27 protein-coding genes, 1 tRNA gene and 1 pseudogene are annotated in these 25289 nt (G+C 68.9%); 16 read left to right on the forward strand and 13 right to left on the reverse strand.

Translation table 11 applies throughout. From position 1 onward, the window contains the following. Nucleotides 1-44: 44 nt before the first annotated feature. The 5 genes from AX737_RS02990 to AX737_RS03010 form a co-directional block, all read right to left on the reverse strand. The gene (locus AX737_RS02990) at nucleotides 45-2726 is read right to left on the reverse strand and encodes a molybdopterin-dependent oxidoreductase (RefSeq protein WP_063112045.1); all 2682 of its coding nucleotides are present in this window, start codon (nucleotides 2724-2726) and stop codon (nucleotides 45-47) included. After that, a complete protein-coding gene (locus AX737_RS02995; RefSeq protein WP_063112044.1) occupies nucleotides 2723-4216 on the reverse strand; it encodes an NADH-ubiquinone oxidoreductase-F iron-sulfur binding region domain-containing protein in 1494 nt (497 codons plus the stop codon). The genes AX737_RS02990 and AX737_RS02995 overlap by 4 nt, the downstream gene beginning before the upstream one ends. Next, the gene (gene phnC, locus AX737_RS03000; protein WP_082772846.1) at nucleotides 4200-5003 is read right to left on the reverse strand and encodes a phosphonate ABC transporter ATP-binding protein; all 804 of its coding nucleotides are present in this window, start codon (nucleotides 5001-5003) and stop codon (nucleotides 4200-4202) included. Before phnC ends, AX737_RS02995 begins: the two co-directional genes overlap by 17 nt. Nucleotides 5004-5024: 21 nt before the next feature. Then, the gene (gene phnE, locus AX737_RS03005) at nucleotides 5025-5906 is read right to left on the reverse strand and encodes a phosphonate ABC transporter, permease protein PhnE (protein WP_063112043.1); all 882 of its coding nucleotides are present in this window, start codon (nucleotides 5904-5906) and stop codon (nucleotides 5025-5027) included. Between the two features lie 96 nt (nucleotides 5907-6002). Further along, nucleotides 6003-6884 carry a phosphate/phosphite/phosphonate ABC transporter substrate-binding protein gene (locus tag AX737_RS03010; protein WP_082772847.1) on the reverse strand — a complete coding sequence of 294 codons (882 nt, stop codon included), beginning with the start codon at nucleotides 6882-6884 and terminating at the stop codon, nucleotides 6003-6005. A gap of 293 nt (nucleotides 6885-7177) precedes the next feature. Here AX737_RS03010 and AX737_RS03015 point away from each other — a divergent pair, with 293 nt between their 5' ends. Together AX737_RS03015 and AX737_RS03020 are read left to right on the forward strand one after the other, a co-directional pair. Then, nucleotides 7178-8086 carry a LysR family transcriptional regulator gene (locus tag AX737_RS03015; RefSeq protein ID WP_066918897.1) on the forward strand — a complete coding sequence of 303 codons (909 nt, stop codon included), beginning with the start codon at nucleotides 7178-7180 and terminating at the stop codon, nucleotides 8084-8086. A 26-nt stretch (nucleotides 8087-8112) separates the two neighbouring features. Beyond that, the gene (locus AX737_RS03020; protein ID WP_063112041.1) at nucleotides 8113-9108 is read left to right on the forward strand and encodes a phosphonate dehydrogenase; all 996 of its coding nucleotides are present in this window, start codon (nucleotides 8113-8115) and stop codon (nucleotides 9106-9108) included. Between the two features lie 266 nt (nucleotides 9109-9374). Here the strand turns inward: AX737_RS03020 and AX737_RS03025 are convergent, their stop codons facing one another. Both AX737_RS03025 and AX737_RS03030 read right to left on the reverse strand, forming a co-directional pair. Beyond that, nucleotides 9375-9602 carry a conjugal transfer protein TraD gene (locus AX737_RS03025; RefSeq protein WP_063112040.1) on the reverse strand — a complete coding sequence of 76 codons (228 nt, stop codon included), beginning with the start codon at nucleotides 9600-9602 and terminating at the stop codon, nucleotides 9375-9377. Nucleotide 9603: 1 nt separating this feature from the next. Then, nucleotides 9604-9930, reverse strand: a complete 327-nt coding sequence (locus AX737_RS03030; RefSeq protein WP_197430434.1) for a conjugal transfer protein TraD — start codon at nucleotides 9928-9930, stop codon at nucleotides 9604-9606. Nucleotides 9931-10101: 171 nt separating this feature from the next. On the opposite strand from AX737_RS03030, the gene traA reads away from it, so the two are divergent. The 6 genes and pseudogenes from traA to AX737_RS03055 form a co-directional block, all read left to right on the forward strand. Continuing rightward, nucleotides 10102-13017 (forward strand): Ti-type conjugative transfer relaxase TraA, encoded by a 2916-nt coding sequence (traA, locus tag AX737_RS03035; RefSeq protein WP_063112038.1) that lies wholly within the window; start codon nucleotides 10102-10104, stop codon nucleotides 13015-13017. A 128-nt stretch (nucleotides 13018-13145) separates the two neighbouring features. Then, complete coding sequence (locus tag AX737_RS03040; RefSeq protein WP_063112037.1) at nucleotides 13146-13364, forward strand: AlpA family phage regulatory protein; 219 nt, start codon at nucleotides 13146-13148, stop codon at nucleotides 13362-13364. Nucleotides 13365-13449: 85 nt separating this feature from the next. Further along, nucleotides 13450-13596: a hypothetical protein gene (locus AX737_RS35310; protein WP_229644492.1), complete on the forward strand. Its 147-nt coding sequence runs from the start codon at nucleotides 13450-13452 to the stop codon at nucleotides 13594-13596. 86 nt (nucleotides 13597-13682) lie between these two features. Then, entirely contained in the window at nucleotides 13683-13931 is a 249-nt protein-coding gene (locus tag AX737_RS31770) for a type II toxin-antitoxin system Phd/YefM family antitoxin (protein ID WP_082772848.1), read from the forward strand. Then, complete coding sequence (locus AX737_RS03050) at nucleotides 13928-14389, forward strand: type II toxin-antitoxin system VapC family toxin (RefSeq protein WP_063112035.1); 462 nt, start codon at nucleotides 13928-13930, stop codon at nucleotides 14387-14389. The genes AX737_RS31770 and AX737_RS03050 overlap by 4 nt, the downstream gene beginning before the upstream one ends. Beyond that, nucleotides 14386-16014, forward strand: a pseudogene (locus AX737_RS03055) (recombinase family protein); the annotation flags it as partial. The gene AX737_RS03050 and the pseudogene AX737_RS03055, both read left to right, overlap by 4 nt. On the opposite strand, the gene AX737_RS03060 reads toward AX737_RS03055, so the two are convergent. The 5 genes from AX737_RS03060 to AX737_RS03080 all read right to left on the reverse strand — a co-directional run bounded on the left by AX737_RS03060 (nucleotide 15985) and on the right by AX737_RS03080 (nucleotide 17241). Beyond that, nucleotides 15985-16074, reverse strand: a tRNA-Ser gene (locus AX737_RS03060). The pseudogene AX737_RS03055 and the gene AX737_RS03060 sit on opposite strands and share 30 nt — an antisense overlap. A gap of 97 nt (nucleotides 16075-16171) precedes the next feature. Continuing rightward, nucleotides 16172-16294 carry a hypothetical protein gene (locus tag AX737_RS36730; protein ID WP_280949053.1) on the reverse strand — a complete coding sequence of 41 codons (123 nt, stop codon included), beginning with the start codon at nucleotides 16292-16294 and terminating at the stop codon, nucleotides 16172-16174. Between the two features lie 44 nt (nucleotides 16295-16338). Beyond that, nucleotides 16339-16827 (reverse strand): DUF2243 domain-containing protein, encoded by a 489-nt coding sequence (locus AX737_RS03070; protein WP_066918900.1) that lies wholly within the window; start codon nucleotides 16825-16827, stop codon nucleotides 16339-16341. A gap of 4 nt (nucleotides 16828-16831) precedes the next feature. Next, nucleotides 16832-17059, reverse strand: coding sequence for a hypothetical protein (locus tag AX737_RS03075; protein WP_066918902.1), 228 nt, complete (start codon nucleotides 17057-17059; stop codon nucleotides 16832-16834). Further along, on the reverse strand, nucleotides 17056-17241 hold the full coding sequence (locus tag AX737_RS03080; RefSeq protein ID WP_066918904.1) for a hypothetical protein: 186 nt from the start codon (nucleotides 17239-17241) through the stop codon (nucleotides 17056-17058). The genes AX737_RS03075 and AX737_RS03080 overlap by 4 nt, the downstream gene beginning before the upstream one ends. Nucleotides 17242-17598: 357 nt before the next feature. Here AX737_RS03080 and AX737_RS03085 point away from each other — a divergent pair, with 357 nt between their 5' ends. The 6 genes from AX737_RS03085 (at nucleotide 17599) to AX737_RS03110 (ending at nucleotide 22965) form a co-directional block, all read left to right on the forward strand. Next, entirely contained in the window at nucleotides 17599-17955 is a 357-nt protein-coding gene (locus tag AX737_RS03085; RefSeq protein ID WP_066918906.1) for a hypothetical protein, read from the forward strand. A gap of 110 nt (nucleotides 17956-18065) precedes the next feature. Beyond that, nucleotides 18066-18848, forward strand: a complete 783-nt coding sequence (locus AX737_RS03090; RefSeq protein ID WP_082772849.1) for a hemerythrin domain-containing protein — start codon at nucleotides 18066-18068, stop codon at nucleotides 18846-18848. 316 nt (nucleotides 18849-19164) lie between these two features. Beyond that, a complete protein-coding gene (locus AX737_RS03095; protein ID WP_066918920.1) occupies nucleotides 19165-20169 on the forward strand; it encodes a sulfate ABC transporter substrate-binding protein in 1005 nt (334 codons plus the stop codon). Between the two features lie 7 nt (nucleotides 20170-20176). Continuing rightward, entirely contained in the window at nucleotides 20177-21031 is an 855-nt protein-coding gene (gene cysT, locus AX737_RS03100; protein ID WP_066918908.1) for a sulfate ABC transporter permease subunit CysT, read from the forward strand. Beyond that, complete coding sequence (cysW, locus tag AX737_RS03105) at nucleotides 21024-21917, forward strand: sulfate ABC transporter permease subunit CysW (RefSeq protein ID WP_066918910.1); 894 nt, start codon at nucleotides 21024-21026, stop codon at nucleotides 21915-21917. Before cysT ends, cysW begins: the two co-directional genes overlap by 8 nt. Nucleotides 21918-21936: 19 nt before the next feature. Then, nucleotides 21937-22965 carry a sulfate/molybdate ABC transporter ATP-binding protein gene (locus tag AX737_RS03110; protein ID WP_280949055.1) on the forward strand — a complete coding sequence of 343 codons (1029 nt, stop codon included), beginning with the start codon at nucleotides 21937-21939 and terminating at the stop codon, nucleotides 22963-22965. A gap of 51 nt (nucleotides 22966-23016) precedes the next feature. Here the strand turns inward: AX737_RS03110 and speB are convergent, their stop codons facing one another. After that, nucleotides 23017-24021: an agmatinase gene (speB, locus tag AX737_RS03115; RefSeq protein ID WP_066918914.1), complete on the reverse strand. Its 1005-nt coding sequence runs from the start codon at nucleotides 24019-24021 to the stop codon at nucleotides 23017-23019. A 247-nt stretch (nucleotides 24022-24268) separates the two neighbouring features. Between speB and rpsT the strand changes: the two genes are divergently transcribed. Next, nucleotides 24269-24550 (forward strand): 30S ribosomal protein S20, encoded by a 282-nt coding sequence (gene rpsT, locus AX737_RS03120; protein WP_066918916.1) that lies wholly within the window; start codon nucleotides 24269-24271, stop codon nucleotides 24548-24550. 558 nt (nucleotides 24551-25108) lie between these two features. Next, nucleotides 25109-25289, forward strand: a 181-nt coding sequence (locus tag AX737_RS03125) for a DnaA N-terminal domain-containing protein (RefSeq protein ID WP_280949054.1), incomplete at its 3' end; no start/stop codon positions are given.

A 25289-nucleotide genomic window follows, 5' to 3' on the forward strand; every position in this document is an offset into this window, starting at 1 on the left:
GGCAGCGATCGGCAGTGTGTCGTGGAACTTATAGTCTATCGTGGTCAGGTATATGTTTTTTTCTCCACCGCCGCCGCGCAGAACTTGAAGTCCGGCACGCGGGTGGTGGGATCCAGTCGGTTCACCGTCAGTTCGTTCGCAGCCGCCTCGAAGAAGGACATGGCCATCCACACGACGCCCGGCCGCACCGCCCGATCGGGCATAGCGGCGAGATGCACCATCCCGCGGCGCGTGCGTACCTCCACTTCCCCTCCGACGGTCACGCCCAGCCGGGCGAGGTCGTCAGGATGCATGTGGGCCTGCGGCTCCGGGCTCAGGGCCTCCAGCACCGGCGAGCGGCGGGTCATGGTGCCCGTGTGCCAGTGTTCGCGCAGGCGGCCGGTCATCAGGATGAAGGGATAGTCGGCGTCCGTCATCTCGTCCGCACCACTCGCGTCGAGAGGCACGATGGCGGCCTTGGCCCCGCGGGGAAAATCATCGCCGAACAGGCTCTCGCCGGCGCCGGCTGGGCGCAAGGGGTAGCGCGCATGGTCGTCTTGGACCATCATCCGCCAGCTGAAGCCGGCAAGGGTGGGCAGTTCCTGCGCCATGTCCTCGAACAGGCTCTCCACAGTCAGATTTGCCCACGATAGGCCGAGGCGCGCGCCGATGTCGCGAATGATGCGCCAGTCCGGTCGCGCGCCGCCGGGCAGGGGCAGCGCCGGTGCGATGCGTTGCACCAGTCGGTCGGTATTGGTCACGGTACCCGCCCGCTCCGCCAGCGCCGCTGCGGGCAGGATCACATCGGCGAAGGCCGCGGTCTCGGTGGGGAAGATATCCTGCACCACCAGATGCTCCAGGCAGGCCAGCCCGGCGCGGGTGACGGCGAGGTCCGGGTTGGCCATGGCCGGGTTGCCACCCACCACATAGAGCCCGCGCACCGCCCCTCGACGGGCCGCATCGAACATTTCCACCACCGTGTGACCTGCCTGCGCAAGCGGCCGGTAGCCGGGGAGATAGTTGGGCAACAGGCCGGCGTCGCAGGAGCCCTGCACGTTGTTCTGCCCGCGCAGGGGATGGAGGCCCGCGCCGGGACGACCCACCTGCCCGCACACGAGAGCGAGGGCGATGACGGCCCGGATGTTGTCCGCGCCGAAGGCGTGCTGCGAGGCACCCATGCCCCAGAAGGTCATGGCCGCGCGCGTCCCGGCGAACAGGCGGGCGGCGGCCACGATGTCCTGCGCCGGAACGCCCGTGAGGCCGGCCGCCATCTCCGGCGTGAAAGGTGCGACCCGCGCGCGCAGCGCCTCGAAGCCCTCCAGCCGCCCAGAGACGAAATCCCGGTCGTGGAGCCCCTCCTCAATCACCACGCGCGTCATGGCGGAGAGCAGGGCCACATCCGTCCCCGGGGCCGTCCTGAGGTGATGGGTGGCGAACCGCGACAGGGCCTGAATGCCGGGATCCACCAGGATGAGCTTCGTCCCACGCCGAAAGGCATTCTTCATGAAGGAGGCGGCCACCGGATGGTTGCTGTCCGGGTTGCTGCCCACCATCAGCACCACCTCGGCGCAGGCGATCTCCTCGATGGGGGCGGTCACGGCGGCGAAGCCGGTGGCCTCCGCCAGCGGCGGCACCGAGGCGCACAAGCGTGTGCAGTGGTCAACATGGGGGGTGCCCAAGCCCATGCGTGCGAGTTTCTGCAGGAGATAGGCATCTTCGTTCGAACCCTTTGCCGACCCTAGCACCGCCAGAGATCCGGGGCCGTGCGCCGCGCGCAACCGGGCGAAGCCACGAGCGGCGGTGTCCAGCGCCTCGTCCCAGTCAACGGGACGGAACAGGTCCAGCACCGCGGCGCCGCGCAGGGCGAGGGCCGGATCCTTGGGCGCATCCGCCCGGCGCACCAGGGGCACGGTGAGGCGATCCGGATGCCTCAGGTAGGAAAAGCCGAAGCGGCCCTTGACACACAACCGACCGCGGTTCGCCGGGCCGTCGGCACCTTCCGCCCACGCCACCTCGTCGTCGACCATATGCAGGGTGACCCGGCAGCCGACGCTGCAGAAGGGGCAGACCGTTTCGCCCTTGGCCGTCACCGCGGTCCGTCCACCGGCCCGCTCCAGCGCCTTGGGCGCCAGCGCGCCGGTGGGGCAGAGCTGGGCGCATTCCCCGCAGGAGGCGCAGTTGCTCTCCCCCATGGCCATCCCGGCATCGAATGTCACGTGGATGCCGTCGCCTCGCCCGGCGAGGGCGATGACCCCATTCACCTGCACGTCACGGCATCCCGCCCGGCACTTGCCGCAGCGGATGCACGCCTCCGGGTCGAGGACAATGGCGGGGTGGCTGGCATCCGCGGGACGGCCTGCCGCCCGGTGGCCGAAGCGATCGGGATCGGCTCCGGTGCGCGCGACGAGATCGAGGAACGGCGTGTCGGGGTGGCGCGCCTTCGCCGCGGCGCTCATCTCGGAGGCGAGCAGGCTGACCGCGAGCCGCCGCACCCGCGCGGCGCGCGGCGTGTCGGTGCGCACGGCGAGTCCGGTCCGGACCCTGTGGCGGCAGGCAGGAACCAACTCGGCTTCGCCCTCCACCTCCACCAGGCAGGTGCGACAGCTGCCCATGGGCGCGAAGCCATCGCGCGTAGAAGCGCACAGGTGAGGTAGGTCGAGTCCGGCGGCGGTGGCCGCCTGCAGCAGGCTCTGCCCGTCCTGCGCGGCAACGGGCTGGCCGTCGATGGTGAAGTTGATGAGGCTCATGCGCTAACACCGCGGCCGGGGATGGACAGCCGCCCGAGGAAGCGGCCCGCATTGCGCCCGAGCGCGCACAGGGAGGCTTCGCCCATGACCGCTGCGAGGTCTTCGAGAAGATGCTGATCCAGCGGGCCCGGCGCAGCCAGGGCGCGCGAGGCGTGCGCGGTGCCGATGCGGCAGGGCCCACACTGGCCACAGCTCTCCCGTGCCAGATAGGCCGCCATGCGGGCGGCAATGGCGCGCGGCTCGTCTGTCGCGCCGAACACGATCGCCCCGCCCGTGCCGAGGCGCAGCCCTTCGTCCAGCAGATCGGCAAGCGGCCTGTAGCAGTCTGCGGCGCTCACCAGCGCCCCCGCCGATCCGCCGATCACCATGCCGCCGAGGGCATGGCCGTCCTGCATTCCACCGGCGATCTCCACCAGGTCGGCGAGGCGCAACAGACCGCGCATCGGCTTCGGCCCCGGTGCGCACACCCGGCCCGAGACGCTGAACAGCCGAACCTCGGGATCCAGGAGGGCCGAGGCAGGCGAGCCCAGCGTGCCGCCCCACGCTGCAGTGACGCGATAGAAGGTCTCCACGTTGTGCAGCAAGGTGGGCCGGCCGAGATAGCCGCAGGCGGTGGGAAAGGGCGGGCGCTCGACAGGGCGGGCCGGGCGTCCCTCGAGGCTCGCGATGAGCGCCGTTTCCTCGCCGCAGATGAAAGCACCACCGCTGCGCCGCAGCTCCAGGGCGAGGCCCTCCGCGAGGCCGGCCCCCGCCACCTCCATCAGCGCTTGACGCAGGATGGCGTGGATGGGGACGTAGTCGTCGCGCACGTAGAGGAACACCTGGTCCGCGCCTATCACCCGCGCGGCCACCAGGGCCGCCTCGATCACGCCGTGCGGGTCGTTCTCCAGGATGAAGCGGTCCTTGAAGATGGCAAGCTCGCCCTCGTCGCCGTTCACGATGACCACCGGCGTGCCGCCGGCAGCGATCACCTGCCGCCACTTCTCCGCCACCGGGAAGCCGACGCCCGCCCGCCCCACCGCCTGGTGCACCGACAGCCGCTCCAACATCTGCGCCGCCGCGCCGGGATCGGCCATGATGCGGCCGAGCTGCCCGTAGCCCCCTGCCGCCCGGTAGGCCGCGAAGGAGCGCGGAACGGGTTCGGGGCGGGGCCCGTCACAACGGTTGCGGCACACTCCGGCGCCGAGCGCGCCGTGCAGCAGGCCGCACACCAGATCGCCGCAGCCGTCGGCGGCATAGGGCGTGGTGGCGGCGTAGTTCACCGCCGGAAATGCGGTGGCCACCTCGTATGCCTCGGAGGGGAACAGGCGCAGGCGCTCGGCCAGCGCCAGAAGCCCGGCCTGAGAGATGCCGATCCCGCCCTTGGCGTCGCGGACCTCCAGCAGGATTTCCAGAAGCCGGCCGCGATCATCGCCGCGGGCAAGCACGGTGGCGATCGCGGCCCATTCTGCGGTGTCAGCGGGCGTCGCGGTCTCAGGAACGGGCGGCACGATACAGGTCCTCCCGCAGGCCGGGGGTGAAGGCGGCCGCCGGGCCGTCGAAGAACAGGCGCCCCTGGCGCAGGGCGATGATGCGGTCGGCGTAGCGCACGGCGAGATCCACCTGATGCAGGCTGCACAACACCGAGAAGCCGCGCTCCCGCGCCGCCCGCTGCAGGATCTGCAGCACGTTCTCGGAGGATTCCGGATCGAGGCTGGATATGGGCTCGTCGGCGAGGATCAGTTCCGCCTGCTGGGCGAAGGCGCGGGCGATGGCGACCCGCTGCTGCTGCCCGCCGGAAAGACGCTCCGCGCGCTGATAGGCTTGGTCCATGAGGCCCACGCTGTCGAGGCAGGCGAGCGCCAATTGCCGGTCCCGCGCGCGGAAGCGGCGCAGCAGCACCCGCCACAGGGGCGTCGTCGCGAGCCGGGCCGCCAGCACGTTGTCGATGGCGCTGAAGCGCTTTACCAGATTGAACTGCTGAAACACGAACCCCACCTCCCGGCGCAGCGCCTCAAGGGCAGCGGGCTTCAGGGCAGTCACCTCGGTGCCGCGGATGGTGACGCTTCCGGCATCCGGCTCCACCAGGCGGGTCAGGCAGCGGAACAGGGTGGACTTGCCGCACCCGGAGGGGCCGAGCAGCACCACGAACTGGCCGGCAGGCACGGTGCAGGAGACGCGATCCAGCACCACGCGACCGTCGAACGCCTTGCTCAGGTCGCGCACGACGATTGCGGCACCCTCCTCCTCGCCCAGGGAACGGTCGTGCGGCAGATGCGCAGGGGCGATGCTCTTCATCGGTCAACTCCCATGGGCCGCTCAGGCGCGGCTTTCGCCTTCGAAAAGGCGCGTCGGCGTGCCGGCGCGGGTGGCGGCGGTCTCGGGGCTCAGCACGAGACGGCGCAAGTGGGCGCTCAGGGTGTCGATGGCGATCACCATGGCGAGGATGACGCCCAGCACGGTGGCCAACTTAGGAAAGTCGAGCAGGTCGATGGAGTCCTTCAGCGTCTGGCCGATGCCGCCGGCACCGACGATGCCCAGCACCGTGGAGGCGCGCACGTTGAACTCCCAGATGTAGAGGGTGACGGCGACGATGTTCGGCCACACGTCCGGCAGGAGGGCGTAGCGGAACGCGCGCACCGGGCCGGCACCGGTGAGCTCCAACGCCTCCACCGGGCCGCGATCGGCCGGCTCGATCACCTCAGTGAGCAGCTTGCCGAGGGCGCCCACCATGTTGAACATGACGGCCAGCACGCCAGTGAAAGGGCCGAACCCCACCGCCGCCACGAAGATGAGGGCGAATACCAGGATCTCGGTGCCGCGCAGCACCCCGAACACCGCCCGCACCAAACGATAGACCAGAAGATTCGGCGTGGTGTTGCGCGCGGCAAGCGGCACCAGTGGGATGCACACGAGAAGGGCGCCGATGGTGCCCACCGTGGCCATGGCGAGGGTCTGGAATGCGTCGCGCAGCACCCGGTCGATATCCCGTACGTCCGGCGGAAACATCTGCTGGAACCAGGAGGCGATCTTCGGCAGCCCGTCCACGAGCTTCGCCAGGTCCACCTTCGCCGCCGCGAAGCACATCCCGAGGAACAGGGTCACGGCGAGGAAGACGAGCCCCCGCCGCAGATTGTGCCACGTTAGTAGCGACCGGGCCGGCTCGACGTAGCGTGTCTCCTCGAAGCTTGCGATGGTCATGGACGGTCTCCCCTGGCTCGGCGCGCTATGAAACGGACGCCCGGCTTCATGCCGGGCGCGACGTGGCCGGTGCCCGAAGGCACCGGCCCGCGCGGATCAGGACTTCAGCTTGCCGGTGACGCGGCCGGCTTCCTCTATGATGCCGTAATCGGCATGGGTGGCTGGCACGAAGCCGTTGTAGCCGCTGCCCATGAGCGCCTGCGCCTTGTCCTCCGGGAGGGAGACGAGAATGTCGCGGATCTTCGTCTTCAACGCCGGGTCGAAGCCCTTGGGCACACAGATTGCGTCATTGGGCAGTTCCTGGGAGGTCCAGTAGACGACCACCTTGGCCGGATCCATCTCGCCGGCCTCGATCATGCCGTTGCGGCCGCGGTCCATGTCGGAACCGAGGTCGATGAGGCCCTGCTGGATCATGGACACGTTGTTGCCGAAGGTGGCCCCCTCGCGCAGTTGGAAGAAGTCGCGCGGATCGATGCCGCTCTTCACCAGGAAGGCGTAGGGGATGAGCCAGCCGGAGGTGTTGCCCTGGTCGCTTAGGGACAGCTTCATGCCCCTGGCATCCTTTGGAAACTCCTTGATGGGGAGATCCGGCCGCCCCTCGATGATGGCGTGGTAGAACGGCTTGCCGCGATACTTGGCGGTGGCGATCACCTCGGTGCCGGCGTGCTGGTTGGCCAGCACGTAGCCCCACGGGCCGAGCCAGCCCACATCCACGTGGCCGTTGCTCATGGCCACCGAGATGGCAGCCCAGCTCTCCGGGCTGACCAACTCGTAGGTGGCGCCGAGTTCGCCCGCCAGATAGCGGAACACCGGTTCAAATTCCTTGATGGTGATGGCGGGAGTTGGCCGCAGGGGGGCGATGGCGAAGCGCAGGTGGAGCTTGCCGTCGCGCATCTGCTGGCCGTGCGCGGCACCGGAAACGAGGGGAAGCGAGAGCGCGGAGGCGGCAAGCGCCCCGAAGCGACGACGCGTGATCATGTCGACCTCATGGGTTTATGGCGTGCGCGCCGAGACGGCCCGCCGGCGGGGCTGCCGCACGATGCAACTCCGTGGGCGCCTTCTTGGCGGCAGATAGATTACATATCTCAATGAAAAATAGACAACAATTGCATTTCATTTTGATGACGCTGGCGGCGAAGAGGGCGCGCGGATGCGATTTTATCCATATGTTTCCGACACAATATGAATGAGCTCACCAACGTGCGGGAAATGCCAATTAAATATGAAGTTGCAACATACATTCGTTTAATGCATACATTCCGGTGCAAGGGATGGAGCGGCTGTGGCCGCACAAGGGCGGGGGCATGCGCATGCTGAATCTGTCTCAGGTTCAGACCTTTCTGGCGGTCATCGATGAGGGCGGCATCCAGTCGGCAGCGGAGCGCCTTGCCTGCTCGCAGCCGGCCGTCTCGCAGCAGTTGCGCAAGCTCGAGGAGTTCGTCGGCGTGCCCCTCGTGGTGCGCAACCGCAGCCGCGCGGTCCCCACCCGTGACGGCGAGTTGTTCCTGCCGAAGGCCCGCTCCCTCATAGCCAGCGCCGACCGTGCCCGCGCCGTCGTCTCCGATCGCCGCCTGGTGGTGCATGCCAGCGGCAACGTAGGAGTCTATCTTGCGCCGCGCCTCATCGCCGTGTTCGAGCGCGACCTGGATCGGCCCGGCACGGTGGACCTCGTCATCACCACCAACCGCCATGCGGTGGACGCCCTCATCGCCGGCGAGGCGGACATCGCTCTCACCGAATGGAGCGAGGACCACCCGGCCGTGGAATGGCAGGGCTGGCGCCGAGAGAAGTTGGTGGTGATTGCCGGCCCCGACCATCCGCTCGCGAAGGAGCGCTGCATTCCGCGCCAGGCACTGCTCGACCATCCCATCATCGGCGGCGAGCCCGGCACCGGCACCGGCCGGGCGCTCGCCGGCATGTTCGGGCCCGATGCTGGGCGCCTGCGCGTGGCACGCCAACTCGGCAGCACCGCCGCCGTGAAGGAGGCGGTCAAGGCCGGGCTCGGCCTTTCCGTGGTGTTCGCCTATTCCGTGGCCGAGGAGGTGAAGGCCGGCACGCTCACCATGCTGGAACTGGAGGAGGCCGACATCTTCAAGACCTTGTTCATCGGCCTCGGCCGCGAAAGCCCGCAATCCTCCATGGCCCGGCGCTTCGCCACCTTCTGCCTCGCCTCCGCTTGATCCCACTCCTGCCGCAAGAGACATCCATGGCTCGCAAGACCCTCGTCACCAACTGGGTCCACCCCGAGGTGCTAGATCTGCTTTCCACCCGCGGTGCGGTAGAGGCCAACACCACCCGCGAGCCGTGGCCGCGCGCGGAACTCCTGCGCCGCGCGCGCGACGCCGACGCCATCCTGGCCTTCATGACGGACCACGTGGATGGCGCCTTCCTCGAAGCCTGCCCGGATCTGAAGGTCGTCGCCTGCGCCCTGAAGGGAGCAGACAATTTCGACATGGAGGCGTGCCGGGCGCGCGGCGTCGACGTGACCATCGTGCCCGACCTGCTCACCGCGCCCACCGCAGAACTCGCCGTCGGCCTCATGATCGCCCTCGGCCGCAATCTGCTCGCCGGCGACCGGCTGATCCGCCAGCACCCGTTCGCCGGCTGGCGGCCGGTACTCTACGGCATGGGGCTCGATGGGGCGGAGGTGGGCATCGTGGGCATGGGTGCCGTGGGCCAGGCCATCGCCCACCGCGTGCGGCCATTCCGCTGCCGCATCTCCTATTGCGACGCGCACCCGCTTTCTCCCGCCGCGGAGGATGCGCAGGGGCTCCTGCGGCGCGATCTGGCAGAGTTGCTGGCACGCAGTGACTATCTGGTGTTGGCGCTGCCATTGAACGCGGAGTCGCGCCACCTGATCGATGCGGCGGCGATCGCGGCCATGAAGCCGGGCGCGCTCCTCATCAACCCCGCCCGCGGATCGCTGGTGGACGAGGCGGCGGTCGCCAACGCCCTAGAGGCGAACCATCTCGGCGGGTATGCGGCCGACGTGTTCGAGACGGAGGACTGGGCCCGGCCTGATCGGCCCGCCGGCGTCGAGCCGCGACTGCTCTCTCATGCCCGCACGGTTCTGACCCCCCACATTGGCTCGGCGGTCGACAGCGTGCGGCGGGACATCGCCCTCGCCGCCGCTCGCAACATCCTGCGCCATCTGGACGGATTGCAGCGGGAGCCACCTTCGCACGATCGCTCTGCCGCCTGACACGGCCCGTCGGTGGCCATCAAGCAATACCAGCGCGACAGCAGCCTTCAAAGCATCATCATGACCAATGCGGAAATTGCGATCGCATCTTCAATCACCTCTTCAGCCGGGCCTTGCGCGAGGTGCGCGAAACCTCGAGCCCGTGATGTGCGTCGCCGTTGCGCGGCGTTGCCGCGCGATGACGGGTGGCGCTGCGATATGTGATGTCTCCGCGCCGCCCGCCATCGGTCATACCCTGCCATGCCGATCCTGCGCGGTGATGGGATTCATGCCGTAGCTTCATGCTCGAACGCCTGCTTTCCCTTGTCGGCCCAGAGCGCCAACGCCTTGTCGCGTTCATCGCTTTGGAGCTTGTCGGCCGCCCAGAGCAGGGCGCCGTAGATGATGGCGCGATCATCGCAGGTCAGGTCCACGATCCCGGCTTTGACGACGAGACCGCCGAGTTCGATCAGATGCCGCGTGCGTTGGCGGCGTTCGACCTGCCAGGTTCGCATATCATGCCGCGCTCGTGCTGCCTGATGCCGGTTGCGCACCGTCCGGTTGCGGTTGAGCGCCGCCCGCGTCGCGGTCAGATGCCGATGCAGATCGCCGCGCCCGGCTTTGAAAGAACGCGGCCCCGCGCTTGGCCCACGCCTCCCTCTTTCCGGCGTCCTTGGTTTCGGCCAGCACGATCAGCGCGCCCGCCAGTTCGTCGACGGTGAGCGCGTCGGCTCCGGTCAAGATCACCAGTTCGCCGAGTTGCTGCACCTTGCGCGTTTTAAGTTCCCGCGCCTTGTCCTCCAGCGCCTTCAGTTCAGCGCCATAGTCCCGTGGTTTCCGCATCGTCGTCTCCATAAGCAATGGATGGAGCGATGATAGTTTCGTGTCGGCCGGAATGCTGTAAGGTTGCCGGGACGGCCTGGAACGGCGCGGACCGTCCCGAGAAATTCATTTCGAGGGCGCGCTTATACGTCGTTCCGACGTGCGCTTGGGAGCAGTATCTGGTCGGTCGCCATGGCGATCTACCATTTCTCCGTTCAGGTCATCGGACGCGCGGCGGGCCGCAGCGTGGTGGCTGCCGCCGCCTACCGCTCGGCCTCGCGGTTGCGCGACGACCGGCTGGGCCGCGATCAGGACTTTTCCGCCAAGCGCGGCGTCGTCCATTCCGAGGTCATGCTGCCGGAGAACGCACCGGAGGAATGGAACGACCGCGAAAAGCTTTGGAACGATGTCGAGGCGTTCGAGAAAAGGAAGGACGCCCAGCTTTGCCGCGAGGTGGAGTTCGCCCTTCCGCGTGAGATGACGGAGCGCCAAGGCGTCGAACTGGCCCGCGATTTTGCCCAAGCCGAATTTGTCGATCAGGGCATGATCGCCGATGTGAACGTGCATTGGGATATCGGCGAAGACGGAATGCCGAAACCCCATGCCCATGTCATGCTGACCATGCGCAGCGTGGACGACAACGGGTTCGGCCAGAAGGTGCGGGAGTGGAACCGCACCGAGCTGGTCGAACGTTGGCGCGAACGCTGGGCCGATCACGTCAACGAGCGTCTTGCCGAACTCGACATCGACGCGCGGATCGACCACCGCAGCCTTGAGGCGCAGGGCATCGGTCTTGAGCCGCAGACCAAGATCGGCGCACCGGCGCAGCGCATCGAGGCTACCGGGATCGAGGCCGACCGCGCCGAGGATCACCGGCGCATCGCCCGCGAGAACGGCGCGCGCATCATCCAGAACCCGAACATCGCCCTGGACGCGATCACCCAGCAGCAATCGACCTTTACACGGCGCGACATGGCGATGTTCGCGCACCGGCACAGCGATGGCATCGACCAGTTCAACGAGGTCATGGGCGCGATGCGCGGCGCGCCCGATCTTGTCGAACTCGGCAAGGACGATGTTGGGCAGGACCGCTTCACCAGCCGCGGCATGATCGAGGCCGAACAGCGCCTGCATCGCGCCACCGCGATGATGGCCGAGCGCGAACGCCATGAGGTGAATGACAGGGGCCGAGAAGCCGCGTTGGCGCGCGCGGCGGATCGCGGGCTGACCCTTTCCGGCGAGCAGACCGAGGCGCTGGCGCATGTCACGGACGGGCGCGACCTTGGGATTGTCGTCGGCTATGCCGGGACGGGGAAGAGCGCGATGCTGGGTGTGGCGCGCGAAGCCTGGGAAGCGGCGGGCTATGAGGTTCGCGGCGCGGCGCTCTCCGGCATCGCCGCCGAGAGTCTGGAAGGCGGATCGGGCATCGCCTCGCGCACCATCGCCAGCCTGGAGCATCGCTGGTCGCAGGGCCGCGACATGCTCACCAGCCGCGACGTGCTTGTCATCGACGAGGCCGGGATGGTCGGCACGCGGCAGTTGGAGCGCGTGCTGTCCCATGCCGCCGAGGCCGGCGCGAAGGTGGTGCTGGTCGGCGATCCGGAACAGCTTCAATCCATCGAGGCGGGCGCGGCGTTCCGCTCGATCCACGAACGCCACGGCGGCGCGGAGATCAGCGAGGTTCGCCGCCAGCATGAGGACTGGCAGCGTGAGGCGACCCGCGACCTCGCCAGCGGCCGGACGGGCGAAGCCCTGAACGCCTACCGCGCCCGCGACATGGTGCATGAGGCTGGAACGCGGGAAGAAGCGCGGCGTGACCTGATCGACCGCTGGGACCGTGACCGGCAGGCCAGCCCAGACGCAACCCGTATCATCCTCACCCACACCAATGCTGACGTGCGGGAATTGAACGAGGCGGCCCGCGAACGGGTGCGCGATGCAGGCGAGCTTGGCGCGGATGTGCATATCGCCGCCGAACGCGGCGTGCGGAATTTCGCCACCGGCGACCGCATTATGTTCCTGCAAAACGAGCGCAGCCTTGGCGTGAAGAACGGCACGCTCGGCACCATTGAGCAGGTCAGCGGGCAGAGCATGACCGTCCGCGCCGACGATGGGCGCAATGTCACGTTCGACCTGAAGGGCTACAACAAGATCGACCACGGCTATGCCGCCACGATCCACAAGGCGCAGGGCATGACCGTGGACCGCGCCCATGTGCTGGCGACGCCCGGCATGGACCGCCATGGCAGCTATGTCGCCCTGTCAAGACACCGCGACGGCATGGACCTGCATTACGGCCACGACGACTTCGCCAGCCGGGACCGGCTTATCAACACCCTGTCGCGCGACCGCGCCAAGGACATGGCAGCGGATTACCAGCGGATCGACCCGGCCCAGGATTACGCCGAGCGGCGCGGCATCACCTTCCGCGAGCACGTCGAGCGTGTTGTGGAGATCGCCCGCCGAGTTCCCGAGAAGGTGCGCGGCATCTTCGACGACTTGCGCCTGCCCGCCGCAGACGGACAGGGGCCGGAAAGGAAGGTGGAGGAAGACCCGGAGGCGGCGTTACGCCGGGCGCGTGGGCGGGCGCTCGTCCGTCATGCCCGCGCCGTCGATGCGATCTTCGCGGCGCAGGATCAGGGCGGCGAGGCCAGACCTGATCAGGTCAGGGAATTGCAGGAGGCGCGCCAGCGGTTCGAGGAGGTGCGCCCCCACGGCTCGCATGACGCCGAAGCGGCCTACAAGAAAAACCCGCAGCTTGCGGCGGAGGCGGCGTCAGGTGACGCCCGGCGCGCGATCCACGCCCTGCAACTGGAAACCGAGTTGCGCACCGATCCCGGCCTGCGAGCCGACCGTTTCGTGGAGCGCTGGCAGAAACTCCACCGGGCCAGCGACCAACGCTATGCGGCGGGCGACTATGCAGGTCACAGGGCGGCGCGGGCGGCGATGGGGAACATGGCGCAGAGCCTCGAACGCGACCCGCAGATGGAATCCCTGCTCGCCAACCGCAAACGCGAACTCGGCATCTCATTCGATTCGGGAATGGGCGTCGCCCGTGACCTCACCCTCACGTTCGGGCTTGGCCGGGGCCGGGGTCTCGGGCTGTAAACCGTCCTATTTACCGCCCCCTCTGCGCCACGGCCCTACGACGGCTAAATCCCTATTGCACAACAATAAACCCTTGCCTTTGCCTCTCCTGGCAGTCCCACGAAAAGCCAGCAGGAGGCAGCCCAGCCATGCGCCAGCCAGATCGTATCATCCGCATGAACACCGTCCGCGACCGCACCGGCCTGTCCCGGTCCACCATCTACCGCAAGATCGCCGAGGGTACGTTCCCGCCCCAGATCAAGATCAGCATCAACGGCGCGGGCTGGCGGGAATCCGACATCGACCGTTGGGTCGCCAACCCCGTGGCGTGGCGGCCCGGAAGCGGGCGCGGCCGCGATGGCGTCTGATCGCGGAGCGCGCTCCCGCGCCCGGCGCGTCAGGCCGCCCACAGCGTCGGAGCAGCTTGAGGCGCTGCTGGGATACCATGTTCCCATGGGCCGACCGCCCAAACACGACCTGTCCATCTGGACCGTCACCGACGATTGGCCGCGCCCCGTTCCGGTCACAGAGGCTGAGATCGAGGTGTTCGAGCAATGGTTCGGCGACCTGTTCGATGAACTATTCTGTTCCGGCGGCTGATGCTTCAGGCGTCGAAATCGACGTTGAAATCTGCCCTCCGACAGACTACTTGTAGTCACAAGTGTCTACATATGTGAGGGCGCAACATGCTGACCATCAACCTCAGAGACGCCAAGGCTGGATTTTCGAGCCTGGTCGATGAAGCCGTCAAAGGAGAAATCGTGACCATCACCCGTCATGGCAAACCCGTTGCGGCCCTGGTCTCGGTTGAGGCGGCGGAGATCGCGCGCAAAGCGCTCGAACGTAAACGGGCGGGCCTTGTCAGTTATCTCAGGACGTTCCCAGGCGGAGAGTTCCCGCGCAACCGCAAACCATCGCGGGATGTCGAGCTTTGAGCGGCTTCCTTCTCGACACCAACGTCGTCTCCATGCTCGCGCCGTCGAAGGCGGAAGCATCCACTGACTTCCTCACCTGGCTGGACCGTATGGACGCCGATGGTCGGCTATTTCTGTCGGTCGTTTCTATCCACGAGATCGAGAAGGGAATCGCGCTCCTCGACCACAAGGGGGCGACGACGAAAGCCGCGAGCCTGCAAGCATGGCTCAGTGGTCTCGTCTCCACATACGATGACAAGATCATTGGCTTCGACGCGCAGGCCGCCGCAATCGGCGGGCGGCTGGAGGCGAAGGCGCTTGCGGCCGGTCACGACCCCGGAATGGCCGATGCCGTGATTGCCGGTATCGCCGCAGCGCATGAACTCGTCATCGTCACCCGAAACACGAAGCATTTCCTTCCGTTCGGCGTCGCCGTGTTGTCGCCTGACGAGGCGGCTGCACAAGGAGGCCCGGCATGACCGCTTCCACAATCCCTCTGCGTGCCGCCCTTTATCTTCGGGTTTCGACGGCGCGGCAGGCCGAGCATGACGTTTCCATCCCCGACCAGAAGCGGCAGGGCGAAGCCTACTGCGCCTCACGCGGCTATCAGCTTGTCGAAACCTATGTGGAGCCAGGCGCATCCGCCACCAACGACCGCCGCCCCGAGTTCCAGCGCATGATCGAGGCGGGGACCAGCAAGCCCGCGCCATTCGATGTCGTCGTAGTCCATTCGTTCAGCCGCTTCTTCCGCGATCACTTCGAACTGGAGTTCTATGTCCGCAAGCTGGCGAAGAACGGCGTCAAGCTGGTTTCGATCACTCAGGAAATGGGGGACGACCCCATGCACGTCATGATGCGCCAGATCATGGCTTTGTTCGATGAATACCAGTCGAAGGAAAACGCCAAGCACGTCATGCGCGCCTTAAAGGAGAACGCCCGGCAAGGCTTCTGGAACGGCGCGCTCCCACCTATCGGCTACCGGGTTGTCGCCGCCGAGCAGCGCGGGGCCAAGGTCAAGAAGAAGCTCGAAATCGATCCGCTGCACGCCGACACGGTACGGCTGATCTATCGGCTTGCGCTGGAAGGTGACGGCACCACCGGCCAGATGGGCGTCAAGAACATCGTCTCCTATCTCAACAGCCGCCGCATCTTCACCCGCGACGGCGGGCGCTGGGGCATCGGTCAGGTTCACCGCATCCTGACCCGTCGCACCTATATGGGCGAGCATGAGTTCAACAAGCGCAGCAAGACCAAGGAACTGAAACCCGTCAGCGAGATCGTCACGGTTCCGGTGCCGCCGATCATCGACCGCGAGACGTTCGACACCGTGCAGGCGCTCTTGAAGGCCCGCAACCCCAAGCTCATCCCTTCCGCCGTTATCAGCGGCCCGACCATGCTCACCGGCCTGATCCACTGCGCCAAGTGCGGCGGCGCCATGACCATCCGCACCGGCAAGGGCGGGCGTTATCGTTACTATGCCTGCTCCATGAAGGCGCGGCAGGGACCGACCGCCTGCGAGGGCATGGCTGTGCCGATGGACAAGCTGGACAATCTTGTCGCCGATCACCTTGAAAGCCAGCTTCTCCAGCCCGAGCGGTTGGAAGCCATCCTCGCCAGTGTTCTCGACCGCAGGCAGGAGCAATCCCAGCGCCGCCGCGAGCACATCGCCGAACTGAACAAGCGTGCTACCGAATCGGAACTGCGCCTGAAACGCCTCTACGATGCCATTGAGGCGGGCGTGGCCGACATCGACGATCCGGCGCTCAAGGACCGCATCGACGGCCTCAAGGCCATCCGCGATCAGGCCAAGGCCGACGCCGAGCGCGCCCAGGCCATGCTCGACAGCTCCGGCTCCAAGGCCGTCACCCCGCAAATGGTCCGCACCTTCGCCAAGACAGCCCGCCAGCGCATCCGCCTCGAAGGCGGCGGCTACCGCCGCGACCACCTGCGCGCGCTAGCCCAGCGTGTCGAGGTCGCGGACGGCGAGGTTCGGATCATGGGATCGAAGACCCAGCTGCTTCAGGCGCTGGTGTCGGGCGGCGGCGTAAGCGCAGTGCCCACTCAGGGACTGAAGTGGCGGAAGGGGTGGGATTCGAACCCACGGTGGAGTTGCCCCCACGGCGGTTTTCAAGACCGCTGCCTTAAACCGCTCGGCCACCCTTCCACAGGGGCTCGGGCCCTGTCGGCGCGCTCTGCGCGGCGAGCCGTTCGTGTCTAGGGTGTTCGTGCGCTCAGCGTCAACCGGGTCGCGACCGGAAGCGTCAGCAGCGCAGGCGCAGCAGCGCATCGAGCGGCAGGTCCGTCCCGAAGACGAGGGCGCGCCAGGCGGGCGCCGACGCCAGCACGAGACCGAGGATCAGGAGAAGCCACGCGAGCGCCGGCATCCGGGGCCGGTCCGCGCGTTCGCCAGGAGGCGCGGGGTCCGTCATCAGGCGGGCGCCGGGCGGCCGCGCCGGGCGGTCAGCCACGTGCCCGCGGCGACCATCGCGAGGCCCCAGGCGAGAAAGCCGAGATCCCAGACGAGCCAGCGGTCCCGGGGGGCCAGCTCGTTGACGTGGTGCACGCCCAGGATCTGGTGATCGATCAGCCCCTCGACGAGGTTGAACAGGCCCCAGCCGACGAGGACGGCGCCGGCGAAGCGCGGGGTCGACCACGTCACGTGCGGCAGGCGGGCGGCGCGCCAGAACAGGAACAGGCCGAGCACGACGAACACGTAGGTGGCCGAGTGGAAGAGGCCGTCCCACAGCGTGTTCAGGCGGATGTTGTCGATCGTGTCGGCGGGGTACCAGCTGCTCAGCATGTGATGCCATTGCAGCACCTGATGCAGCACGATCCCGTCGAAGAACCCGCCGAGGCCCAGCCCGAACAGAAGGCCGGCGCCGAGCGGGAACGGGATCGGCCGCGCCCGCTCGGCCATCCGCTCAATGCGACCGGTCGGAGCGGTCGGGCGCGTGGCCCTGGCCGCTGTGGCGGTGGTGCCGGTCGCGCTCGCCCCCACCCCCGGAGACGTGCGAGCGGGTGTCGTTCGTCGGAGAGCCGGGCGTCGGCCCGGAGCGCTCCTCGGCGCGGGGCTTCGACGCGTCCTGGTGGCTGCTGCCCGGACCGCCCTGGTGGCGGTCGGCCGCAGGCGTCTTGCTCGATGTGCTCATCGGTCCTGCTGATATCCCTGGTTGGTGGTGTTGACCTTCGTGTTGCCGGCCTGCCCGACCTTGTCGGGGTCGCGCGTCTGGCCGGCTCCCTTCGGGCCGGTTTCGGTCGGCGCCGCGGCGGCGCTGCCGGGGCCTTTGTCGGAGCGGTTCGCGGGCGGAACGGGGGGCGGTTTCGTAGTCATCGGATCTCCGCTGTCTCGGGTCTGGACGGCGCGCCGGGCGCCGGGTCCCGGATGGGACGAGTCTCGGGCGGCGGGCCGGGATCGTTCGATGAGCCAACGCCGGGCCGGAAGTCGGGTTCATCGCGGCTCGAACGTTTCCGCACGACCAGATCCGTCCGGCCCTCAAGACCAAGCCAAGATTATCCACGCCGACGACCTGTCGAATCCGCCGCTCGCGATCCTGGATCCTGGCAGAATGTTCCGGGACGGCGGCCGGATAAATTCGCAGCGGCTCCGCTTGCTCTGTCGGCCCGCGCGGCCATCTTCGTTCGCCTGATGTCGCCGGTCCGGCGGCGCGACGAAGAACGGAGGACGATCATGGCGAACGCCAGCAAGAACAGCATCGGCCCGGGCGCCCAGGGCAAGCAGTCCGGCACCGGCGCGATGACCGACCTGCCGGAGGGAATCCTCCCCGAGAACATGGTGTTGAGCAACCGCGACAAGAGCCGCCACGGCGACGAGCGCGGCCTGGACGGCAAGCACGTGCAGACCGAGCAGTACCAGGACCACGCGGGCAACCGCCTGGACGCGCCGGGAGCCGAGGGGCCCGGCGAGAGGCTGGGCGCCGCCGAGCGTACAGCCGGCGGCCGCCCGGGCAACACCAGCGGGCTCGCCGAGCCGATGACCGATCTCTCCGGCGACGAGAGCAGCCTGAAGCGGCGCCAGCACGGCTGAGCGCCGCCGCGGCGCGCGACGCGGAACAAACGGCCGTGCCGCGCGCCTGATCAGGACGACAGGAGCGGCGACCCCGGACCGGGATCCGGGCGCCCGGAGGACAGGACCGCATGGACATCTGGCAGCGCATCGAGAACGATCACGCGAACATCGCGCAGCTGATCCACGAGACGCCGAACGCGCTGAACGGTCCGGGCGTGGTGCGCAGCCGCGAACGGCTGCTCGGCGACCTGATCGATGCGCTCGACCGGCACGGTGCGGCGCTCGCGGCCGGACTCTACCCGCCGCTGCGACGCGAGGCGCGCACCGCGCGGCTGGTGGACGAACTCGCGCACGAGCAGGCCGCCTTCATGCGCGACCTCCGGGCGCTCGCGCGGCGCCGCGGCGGCTCCGGGTGGCTCAACCGCTTCGAGGACGTGACCTACGCGGTCGATCAGTGCCTGCACCGCCACGTGCACGAGCTGGTGCCCGCGGCCCGCGCCCTGCTCTCGGCGGAGGCGGCCGAGCGGGCAGGCCACGCCTACGTCCGGGCCAAGATCCAGGCCTTGCGCGGCGACGGCGCGCTCCTGGGTGGCGCCCTTGGCGGCGGCGCGGCGACGGGGGCCGCGGTCGCCGCGGTCGCCGGCCTCGCCCTGCTCGCATGGCGGCTCGCCGGCTCGCGGCGGCGGTCGGCGGGCGGCGACCGGTCCGAGGGCGGTAACGCAGGTCGGCAGACCCGCCCGGTCGGCGTCGGCTCTGGTCGGCCCGGCCCGGACCGGGGGACGCGGTCGGCTTCGGGCGAGCGGCGCGGCGGTGAAGAGCTCCGCGCGCGCCAGGAACGCCTCCTCGACGAGGCGATCGAGGAAACCTTTCCGGCGAGCGACCCGATCGCGCCGAAGAGGATCACGCGGTAGCGCGCCCGGCACGGGACGGCGACGTTCTTTCTACAGGACGCGCGAGGGAGGCAAGTTTCGTCTCCCTCGCGGGGGCCTGGAAGAACGTTCTTCCGGAGGCCGACACAAGACAGGGACGCGGGCACCGTCCCGCGCCGCGGTGGCGATGGTGGACAGCAGGATCGCCTCCCCGTCCCGGCCCGCCGGACGGGTTGACTTCGTTCTGTAAAACGAACACCTGATGGGCTTCAGCCCCGGTCGCGTTCCGCGCACCGGCTCTCTGGAGGCCATCGTGACCGATCTGCGCGCCCACCGTCCCGCCGCGCCCGCCCGCCGGATGCGCCGCCTCGCCTGCGCGCTGGCGCTCGCCGTCCTGGTGCCGTCCGGCGCCGCGCGGGCGCAGTCCGAGCTTCTCAACGTCTCGTACGACCCGACGCGCGAACTCTACCGCGACGTGAACGCGGCCTTCGCCGAGGAGTGGAAGGCCAAGACCGGCGAGACCCTGACGGTCCGTGCCTCGCACGGCGGCTCGGGCTCGCAGGCCCGCACGGTGATCGACGGCGTGCCGGCCGACGTTGTGACGCTCGGCATCCCCTCCGACATCGACGCGATCGCCCGGATCTCGAAGAAGATCGATCCGAACTGGCGCAGCAAGCTGCCGAACGAGGGCCTGCCCTATACCTCGACGGTGGTCTTCCTCGTCCGCAAGGGCAACCCGAAGGCCGTGAAGGACTGGTCGGACCTCGCCAAGCCCGACGTCAAGGTGATCACCCCGAACCCGAAGACATCGGCGGGCGGGCGCTGGAACTTCCTGGCCGCCTGGGGCTACGCCTACGAGCGCGAGGGCAAGGACACCGAGAAGGCCAACGCCTTCGTGGGCCAGCTCTACAAGAACGTGCCGGTGCTCGACACGGGCGCGCGCGGCTCGACCGTCACCTTCGCCCAGCGGGGCTTGGGCGACGTGCTGCCGACCTGGGAGAACGAGGCCTTCCTGGTGCTGCAGGAATTCGGCGCCGACAAGTTCGACATCGTGGTGCCGCCGACCTCGATCTACGCCGAGCCGCCGGTCGCGATCGTCGATGCCAACGTCGATTCCAAGGGCACCCGCCGCCAAGCCGAGGCCTACCTGCAGTTCCTCTACGGCGACCGGGCGCAGGCGATCTTCGCCAAGCACCGCTACCGGCCGCTCAAGCTCGAGGCCGCCGACCCGAAGGACCTCGCCTTCCTCCCCGAGGTGAAGCTGTTCAAGATCGAGGACATCCAGGGCAGCTGGGACGATATCCAGAAGCGGAACTTCGACAACGGCGGCCTGTTCGATCAGCTCAGCAAGGCCGGCCGCTGACCGCCCCATGACCGCATCGACCAAACCGCGCTGGCGCTTCCGCCGGCCGAGCGTGCTCCCGGGCTTCGGGATCACCTTCGGCTACACCATCCTGTGCCTCTCGCTTGTGGTGCTGATCCCGCTCGGCGCGCTGGTGGTGCGCGCCTCCGGGCTCGGCCTCTCCGGCATCCTGGAGGTCGCCGCCGACCCGCGGGTGGCGAGCGCGCTGAAGATCAGCTTCGGCGTCTCGCTGCTCGCCGCCCTCACGGCCTCGGTGTTCGGCTTCCTGGTGGCCTGGGTGCTGACCCGCTACCGCTTCCCCGGCCGCCGGATCGTGGACGCGGTGGTGGACCTGCCCTTCGCGCTGCCGACCGCTGTCGCGGGCATCGCCCTCGCCCAGGTCTACGCGCCGAACGGCGTGATAGGGGCGCAGCTGGAGCGGATCGGCATCAAGGCGGCCTACACGCCGGTCGGCATCTTCATCGCCATGGTGTTCATCGGCCTGCCCTTCGCGGTGCGCACCGTGCAGCCGTTGATCGCCGAGATCGACAAGGAGGTCGAGGAGGCCTCCGCCACGCTCGGCGCCAGCCGCCGGGCGACGCTCTGGAAGGTGGTGCTGCCGCCCCTCATCCCGGCGGTGCTGACCGGCTTCGCGCTCGCCTTCGCCCGGGGCGTCGGCGAGTACGGCTCGATCATCTTCATCGCCGGCAACCTTCCTTACGTCTCCGAGATCGCGCCGCTGCTCATCGTGATCAAGCTCTCGGAATACGACTACGCGGGGGCGGCGGCCATCGCCACGATCATGCTCGGGATCTCGTTCCTGACGCTGCTTGCCATCAACCTGATCCAAGCCTGGAGCCGCCGGAGGTTCGGCTATGTCTGAGACCGCCGCCACGACCTTCGCGGCCCTGCCCGCCAAGCCCGACACGCCGCGCAGCGCCGTCACCGAGGGGCGCGCGGTGCGCTGGACCCTGATCGCCGTCGCGATCGTGTTCCTGGCGCTCTTCCTCGTGGTGCCGCTGGCGACGGTCTTCGTCCAGGCACTCTCGAAGGGATGGGAGACCTACCTCGCCACCTTCCGGGAGCCCGACGCGCTCGCGGCTGTGCGGCTCACCCTGATCGTCGCCGCCATCGCGGTGCCGTTCAACCTCGTCTTCGGCATCGCGGCCTCTTGGGCGATCGCCAAGTTCGAGTTCCCGGGCAAGAGCCTGCTCGTCACGCTGATCGACCTGCCCTTCTCGGTCTCGCCGGTGGTCTCGGGGCTGATCTACGTGCTGGTCTTCAGCGCGCAGGGGGTGTTCGGCGCCTTCTTCGTGCAGCACGGGATCCAGGTGCTGTTCGCGCTGCCCGGCATCGTGCTGGCGACGATCTTCGTCACCTTCCCGTTCGTGGCGCGCGAGCTGATCCCCCTGATGCAGGAGCAGGGCACCGCCGAGGAGGAGGCCGCGCTGACGCTCGGCGCCTCCGGGCTCTGGGCCTTCCTCACCGTCACGCTCCCCAACATCCGCTGGGGCCTCCTGTACAGCGTGCTCCTCTGCAATGCCCGGGCGATGGGCGAGTTCGGCGCGGTCTCGGTCGTGTCGGGCCACATCCGCGGCCTCACCAACACGATCCCGCTCCACGTGGAGATCCTCTACAATGAGTACAACTTCGTCGCGGCCTTCGCCGTCGCCTCTCTCCTCGCCGGCCTCGCCCTTGTCACGCTCCTCATCAAATCCGTCCTCGAGTGGCGCTACGCGGGCGAGCTCGCCGCCGGCGGGCGTCATTAGCGGCCGCCCCTCGACGGCGATCCGGGTCGAGGGCCTGTCGAAGACCTTCGACACGGCCGCGGTGCTGCACGATTTCGACCTCGACGTGCGGGCGGGCGAACTGCTCGGCCTTCTCGGCCCCTCGGGCTCGGGCAAGACGACGCTGTTGCGCATCATCGCCGGGCTGGACTTCCCCGACCGCGGCCGCGTGCTCTTCGGCGGCGACGACGCCACCGGCCTGCCCGTGCAGAAGCGGGCGGTGGGCTTCGTCTTCCAGCACTACGCCCTGTTCAAGCACATGAGCGTGGCCGACAACATCGCGTACGGGTTGAATGCGAGGAAGCGCGCCGACCGCCCCGACAAGGCCGAGATCAAGCGCCGGGTCGGCGACCTGCTCGACCTGATCAAGCTCTCGGGGTTCGCCGACCGCTACCCCTCACAGCTCTCGGGCGGCCAGCGCCAGCGCGTGGCCTTGGCCCGCGCGCTCGCCGTCGAGCCGCGGGTCCTGCTCCTCGACGAGCCCTTCGGGGCGCTCGACGCGCAGGTGCGCAAGGACCTGCGCCGCTGGCTGCGCGAGATCCACGACCGCACCGGGCAGACCACGATCTTCGTGACCCACGACCAGGACGAGGCGCTGGAACTCTCCGACCGGGTCGCCGTGCTGGACCGGGGCCGCCTCGAGCAGGTCGGCACGCCCGACGAGGTGCAGGACAACCCGGCCTCAGCCACGGTGCTGAGGTTCCTGGGCGACGCCGTCGAGGTCGAGGCGATCGCCGAGAGCGGGCAGGTGCGGGTCGACGGTCGCCCGGTGCCGGGCGTCGTGTCGCCCGCCGGCCTGATCGGCCCGGTGAAGCTCTACGTGCGGCCCTGGCAGTTCCAGCTGACCGAACCCTCCGCCGCGCATCTGCGCGGCACCGTGCGGGCCTCGCACCGCAGCCAGGGGCGGCAACGCATCGAGGTCGAGCGCGGCGAAGGCCGCCCGCTGCTCGTCGAGGATTTCGACGGCGAGCGCTACGCGGCCGGCCACCCGGTGGGCCTGCGCATCGTCGGCGGCTACGTCTTCGCCTGACATCGCGACGTACCCCCTCCCCCGCGGAGGGGGGAGGGAAAATCGCGCGCCCTACCCTGCCCCTGCCCGTCGCGCCGCCACGGCGTCGGCGAGCAGGCACAGAATCTCGAAGGCGAGCTGCCCGCCGGCCAGCGCCGTCACCCCGGACGGATCGAGCGGCGGGGCCACCTCCACCAGATCCGCACCGACGAGGTCGAGGCCGCGGAGCGCCCGCACGAGGTAGAGCGCCTCCCGCGCCGTGAAGCCGCCGATCTCCGGCGTGCCGGTGCCGGGCGCGTAGGCCGGGTCCAGCGCGTCGATGTCGAAGCTGAGATAGGCTGGCCCCGCCCCCACGATCGCCCGCGCCTCGGCGACGATCTCCGGCAGGCCGCGGGCCACCGCCTCCTCCATCGTGACGATGCGGATCCCTTGCCCGCAGGCCCAGTCGCGCTCGTCGGCCGCGTCCATGCTGCCCCGGATGCCGATCTGCACGCAGCGGCGCGGATCGAGCACGCCCGCCTCCACCGCTCGCCGAAACGGCGTGCCGTGGGTGAGCCGGGTACCGTCGTACTGCACGTCGTCGGTATCGCTGTGAGCGTCGATGTGGACGAGCCCGAGCGGGCGTCCCTGCCCGAGCGCCCGGAGGATCGGGTACGTGACGAGGTGGTCGCCGCCGACCGCGAGGGGCACGATGCCCTGCCCGCGCAGGTCCGCGAAGAACGCCTCGATGCGCCGGCAGGTCGCGGCGGCGTCGATCGGGTTCACCGGCACGTCGCCGAGGTCGGCGCAGGCCGCGAGCGCGTAGGGCGCGATGCCGCTGGCGTGGTTGACCATGCGGGTGCCGGTGGAGGCCTCGCGCACGCCCCGTGGCCCGAGCCGGGCACCGGGCCGGTTGGTTGTCGCGCCGTCGAACGGGATGCCGACAAGCCCGATCTCCACCCCCTCCGCCGAATCGGGCGCCCGGACGGGGAGCCGCATGAAGCTCGCCAACCCGGCGAATCGCGGCGTCTCCATGCCGGAGGCCGGCCGGAAGCGGGCGATGCGCGCGGCGTCGGCCTCGCTGACGCTGTGGTGCATGGGGGGCTCCGCCTCGGCGTTTTCCGCTGATGGACCAGTATCATCCGGGCGCGGCCGGGCGGGATCAACCCGCGGCGCCGCCGGCACCCCGCGTTGACGCCCGGGCCGGGCCTGTCTATAGAGCGCGCTCTGCCGGAGCGGGCGTTCGCACGCTGCGGCTTCGCTTATTGCCTGTACAACCTGCACGCGTTGACCGACCCCCGGTACCACCGGCCCGTCGGTATCGCCCGACGAGACGAGGATGCCCATGGCCAACACCACGTCGGCCAAGAAGATGACCCGCAAGATCGCCAAGCGCACGGCGATCAACCGCTCCCGCCGGTCCCGCATGCGGACCTTCATCCGCAAGGTCGAGGAGGCTATCGCCGCCGGCGATTCCACCGTCGCCGCCGACGTCCTGCGCACCGCGCAGCCGGAGATCATGCGCGCTGCCCAGAAGGGCATCGTTCACAAGAACACCGCCTCCCGCAAGGTCTCGCGCCTCGCGGCCCGCGTGAAGGCCCTCTCGGCGGCCCCCGCCGCCGCCTGAGGCGCAAGCGGATCCATCGCGATCGAGATTGAGCCCGGCCCTCGCGCCGGGCTTTTTCGTGCGCGCCGTCCAGCCCGTAGCCCTCCCTCCTCTGCGGGGGAGGGAGAGCGCGGCGGCTCGGACGCCTACCACGTGAGCGGCCATGCCCCGACGCCCCTCGGGCGGCGCCACGATAGCCCCCCCCCGCACACCCTTCGTTTACCCTGCCGTCGATTGATCCGCCGCGCCCGCCGCCGGCGCCGCATCTGCACGGCGGCGTCAGGCCCGCACGCCGCGAAGATCCCGCCCGTCGATTTCCGTGGAAGACCAAGACGATAGCGGTCACCGAACCGCCCGCGCGCACATATCCGGCTGCCCTGGCGGCGCTGTCCCCGCAAGTCCCACTGTTAAAACCCGGGTAGGTCTTTGTTGATAGCGTCCGAGCATCGACGAATGTCGGCGGCGGAGGCCTTGACTCTCCCCGTTATCTGCGCCCTGCCCGTATTCGCGGGGCTCCAAGCGTAGTGTTGCGTACGTCCCGCCGGCGGTCCTCCGTCCTCGGGGCGAGGAGAGCGATTGATGCGTGTCGACGGAAACGTTGCAGGCGACGACGGGAACGGCCGGAACGGCTCCGGCGACTCCGAGATCTCGGCCGCCTGGGCCCGGGTGAAGCGCCGCCTGCGGGCGGAACTCGGCGAGGACGTCTACGCGAGCTGGTTCGCCCGGCTCGAGCTGGAGGCGGTCGATGGCGGCACCGCCC

It is taken from the genome of Methylobacterium sp. CCH5-D2 (assembly GCF_001556475.1).
GTDB classification, from domain to species: Bacteria; Pseudomonadota; Alphaproteobacteria; order Rhizobiales; family Beijerinckiaceae; genus Methylobacterium; species Methylobacterium hispanicum.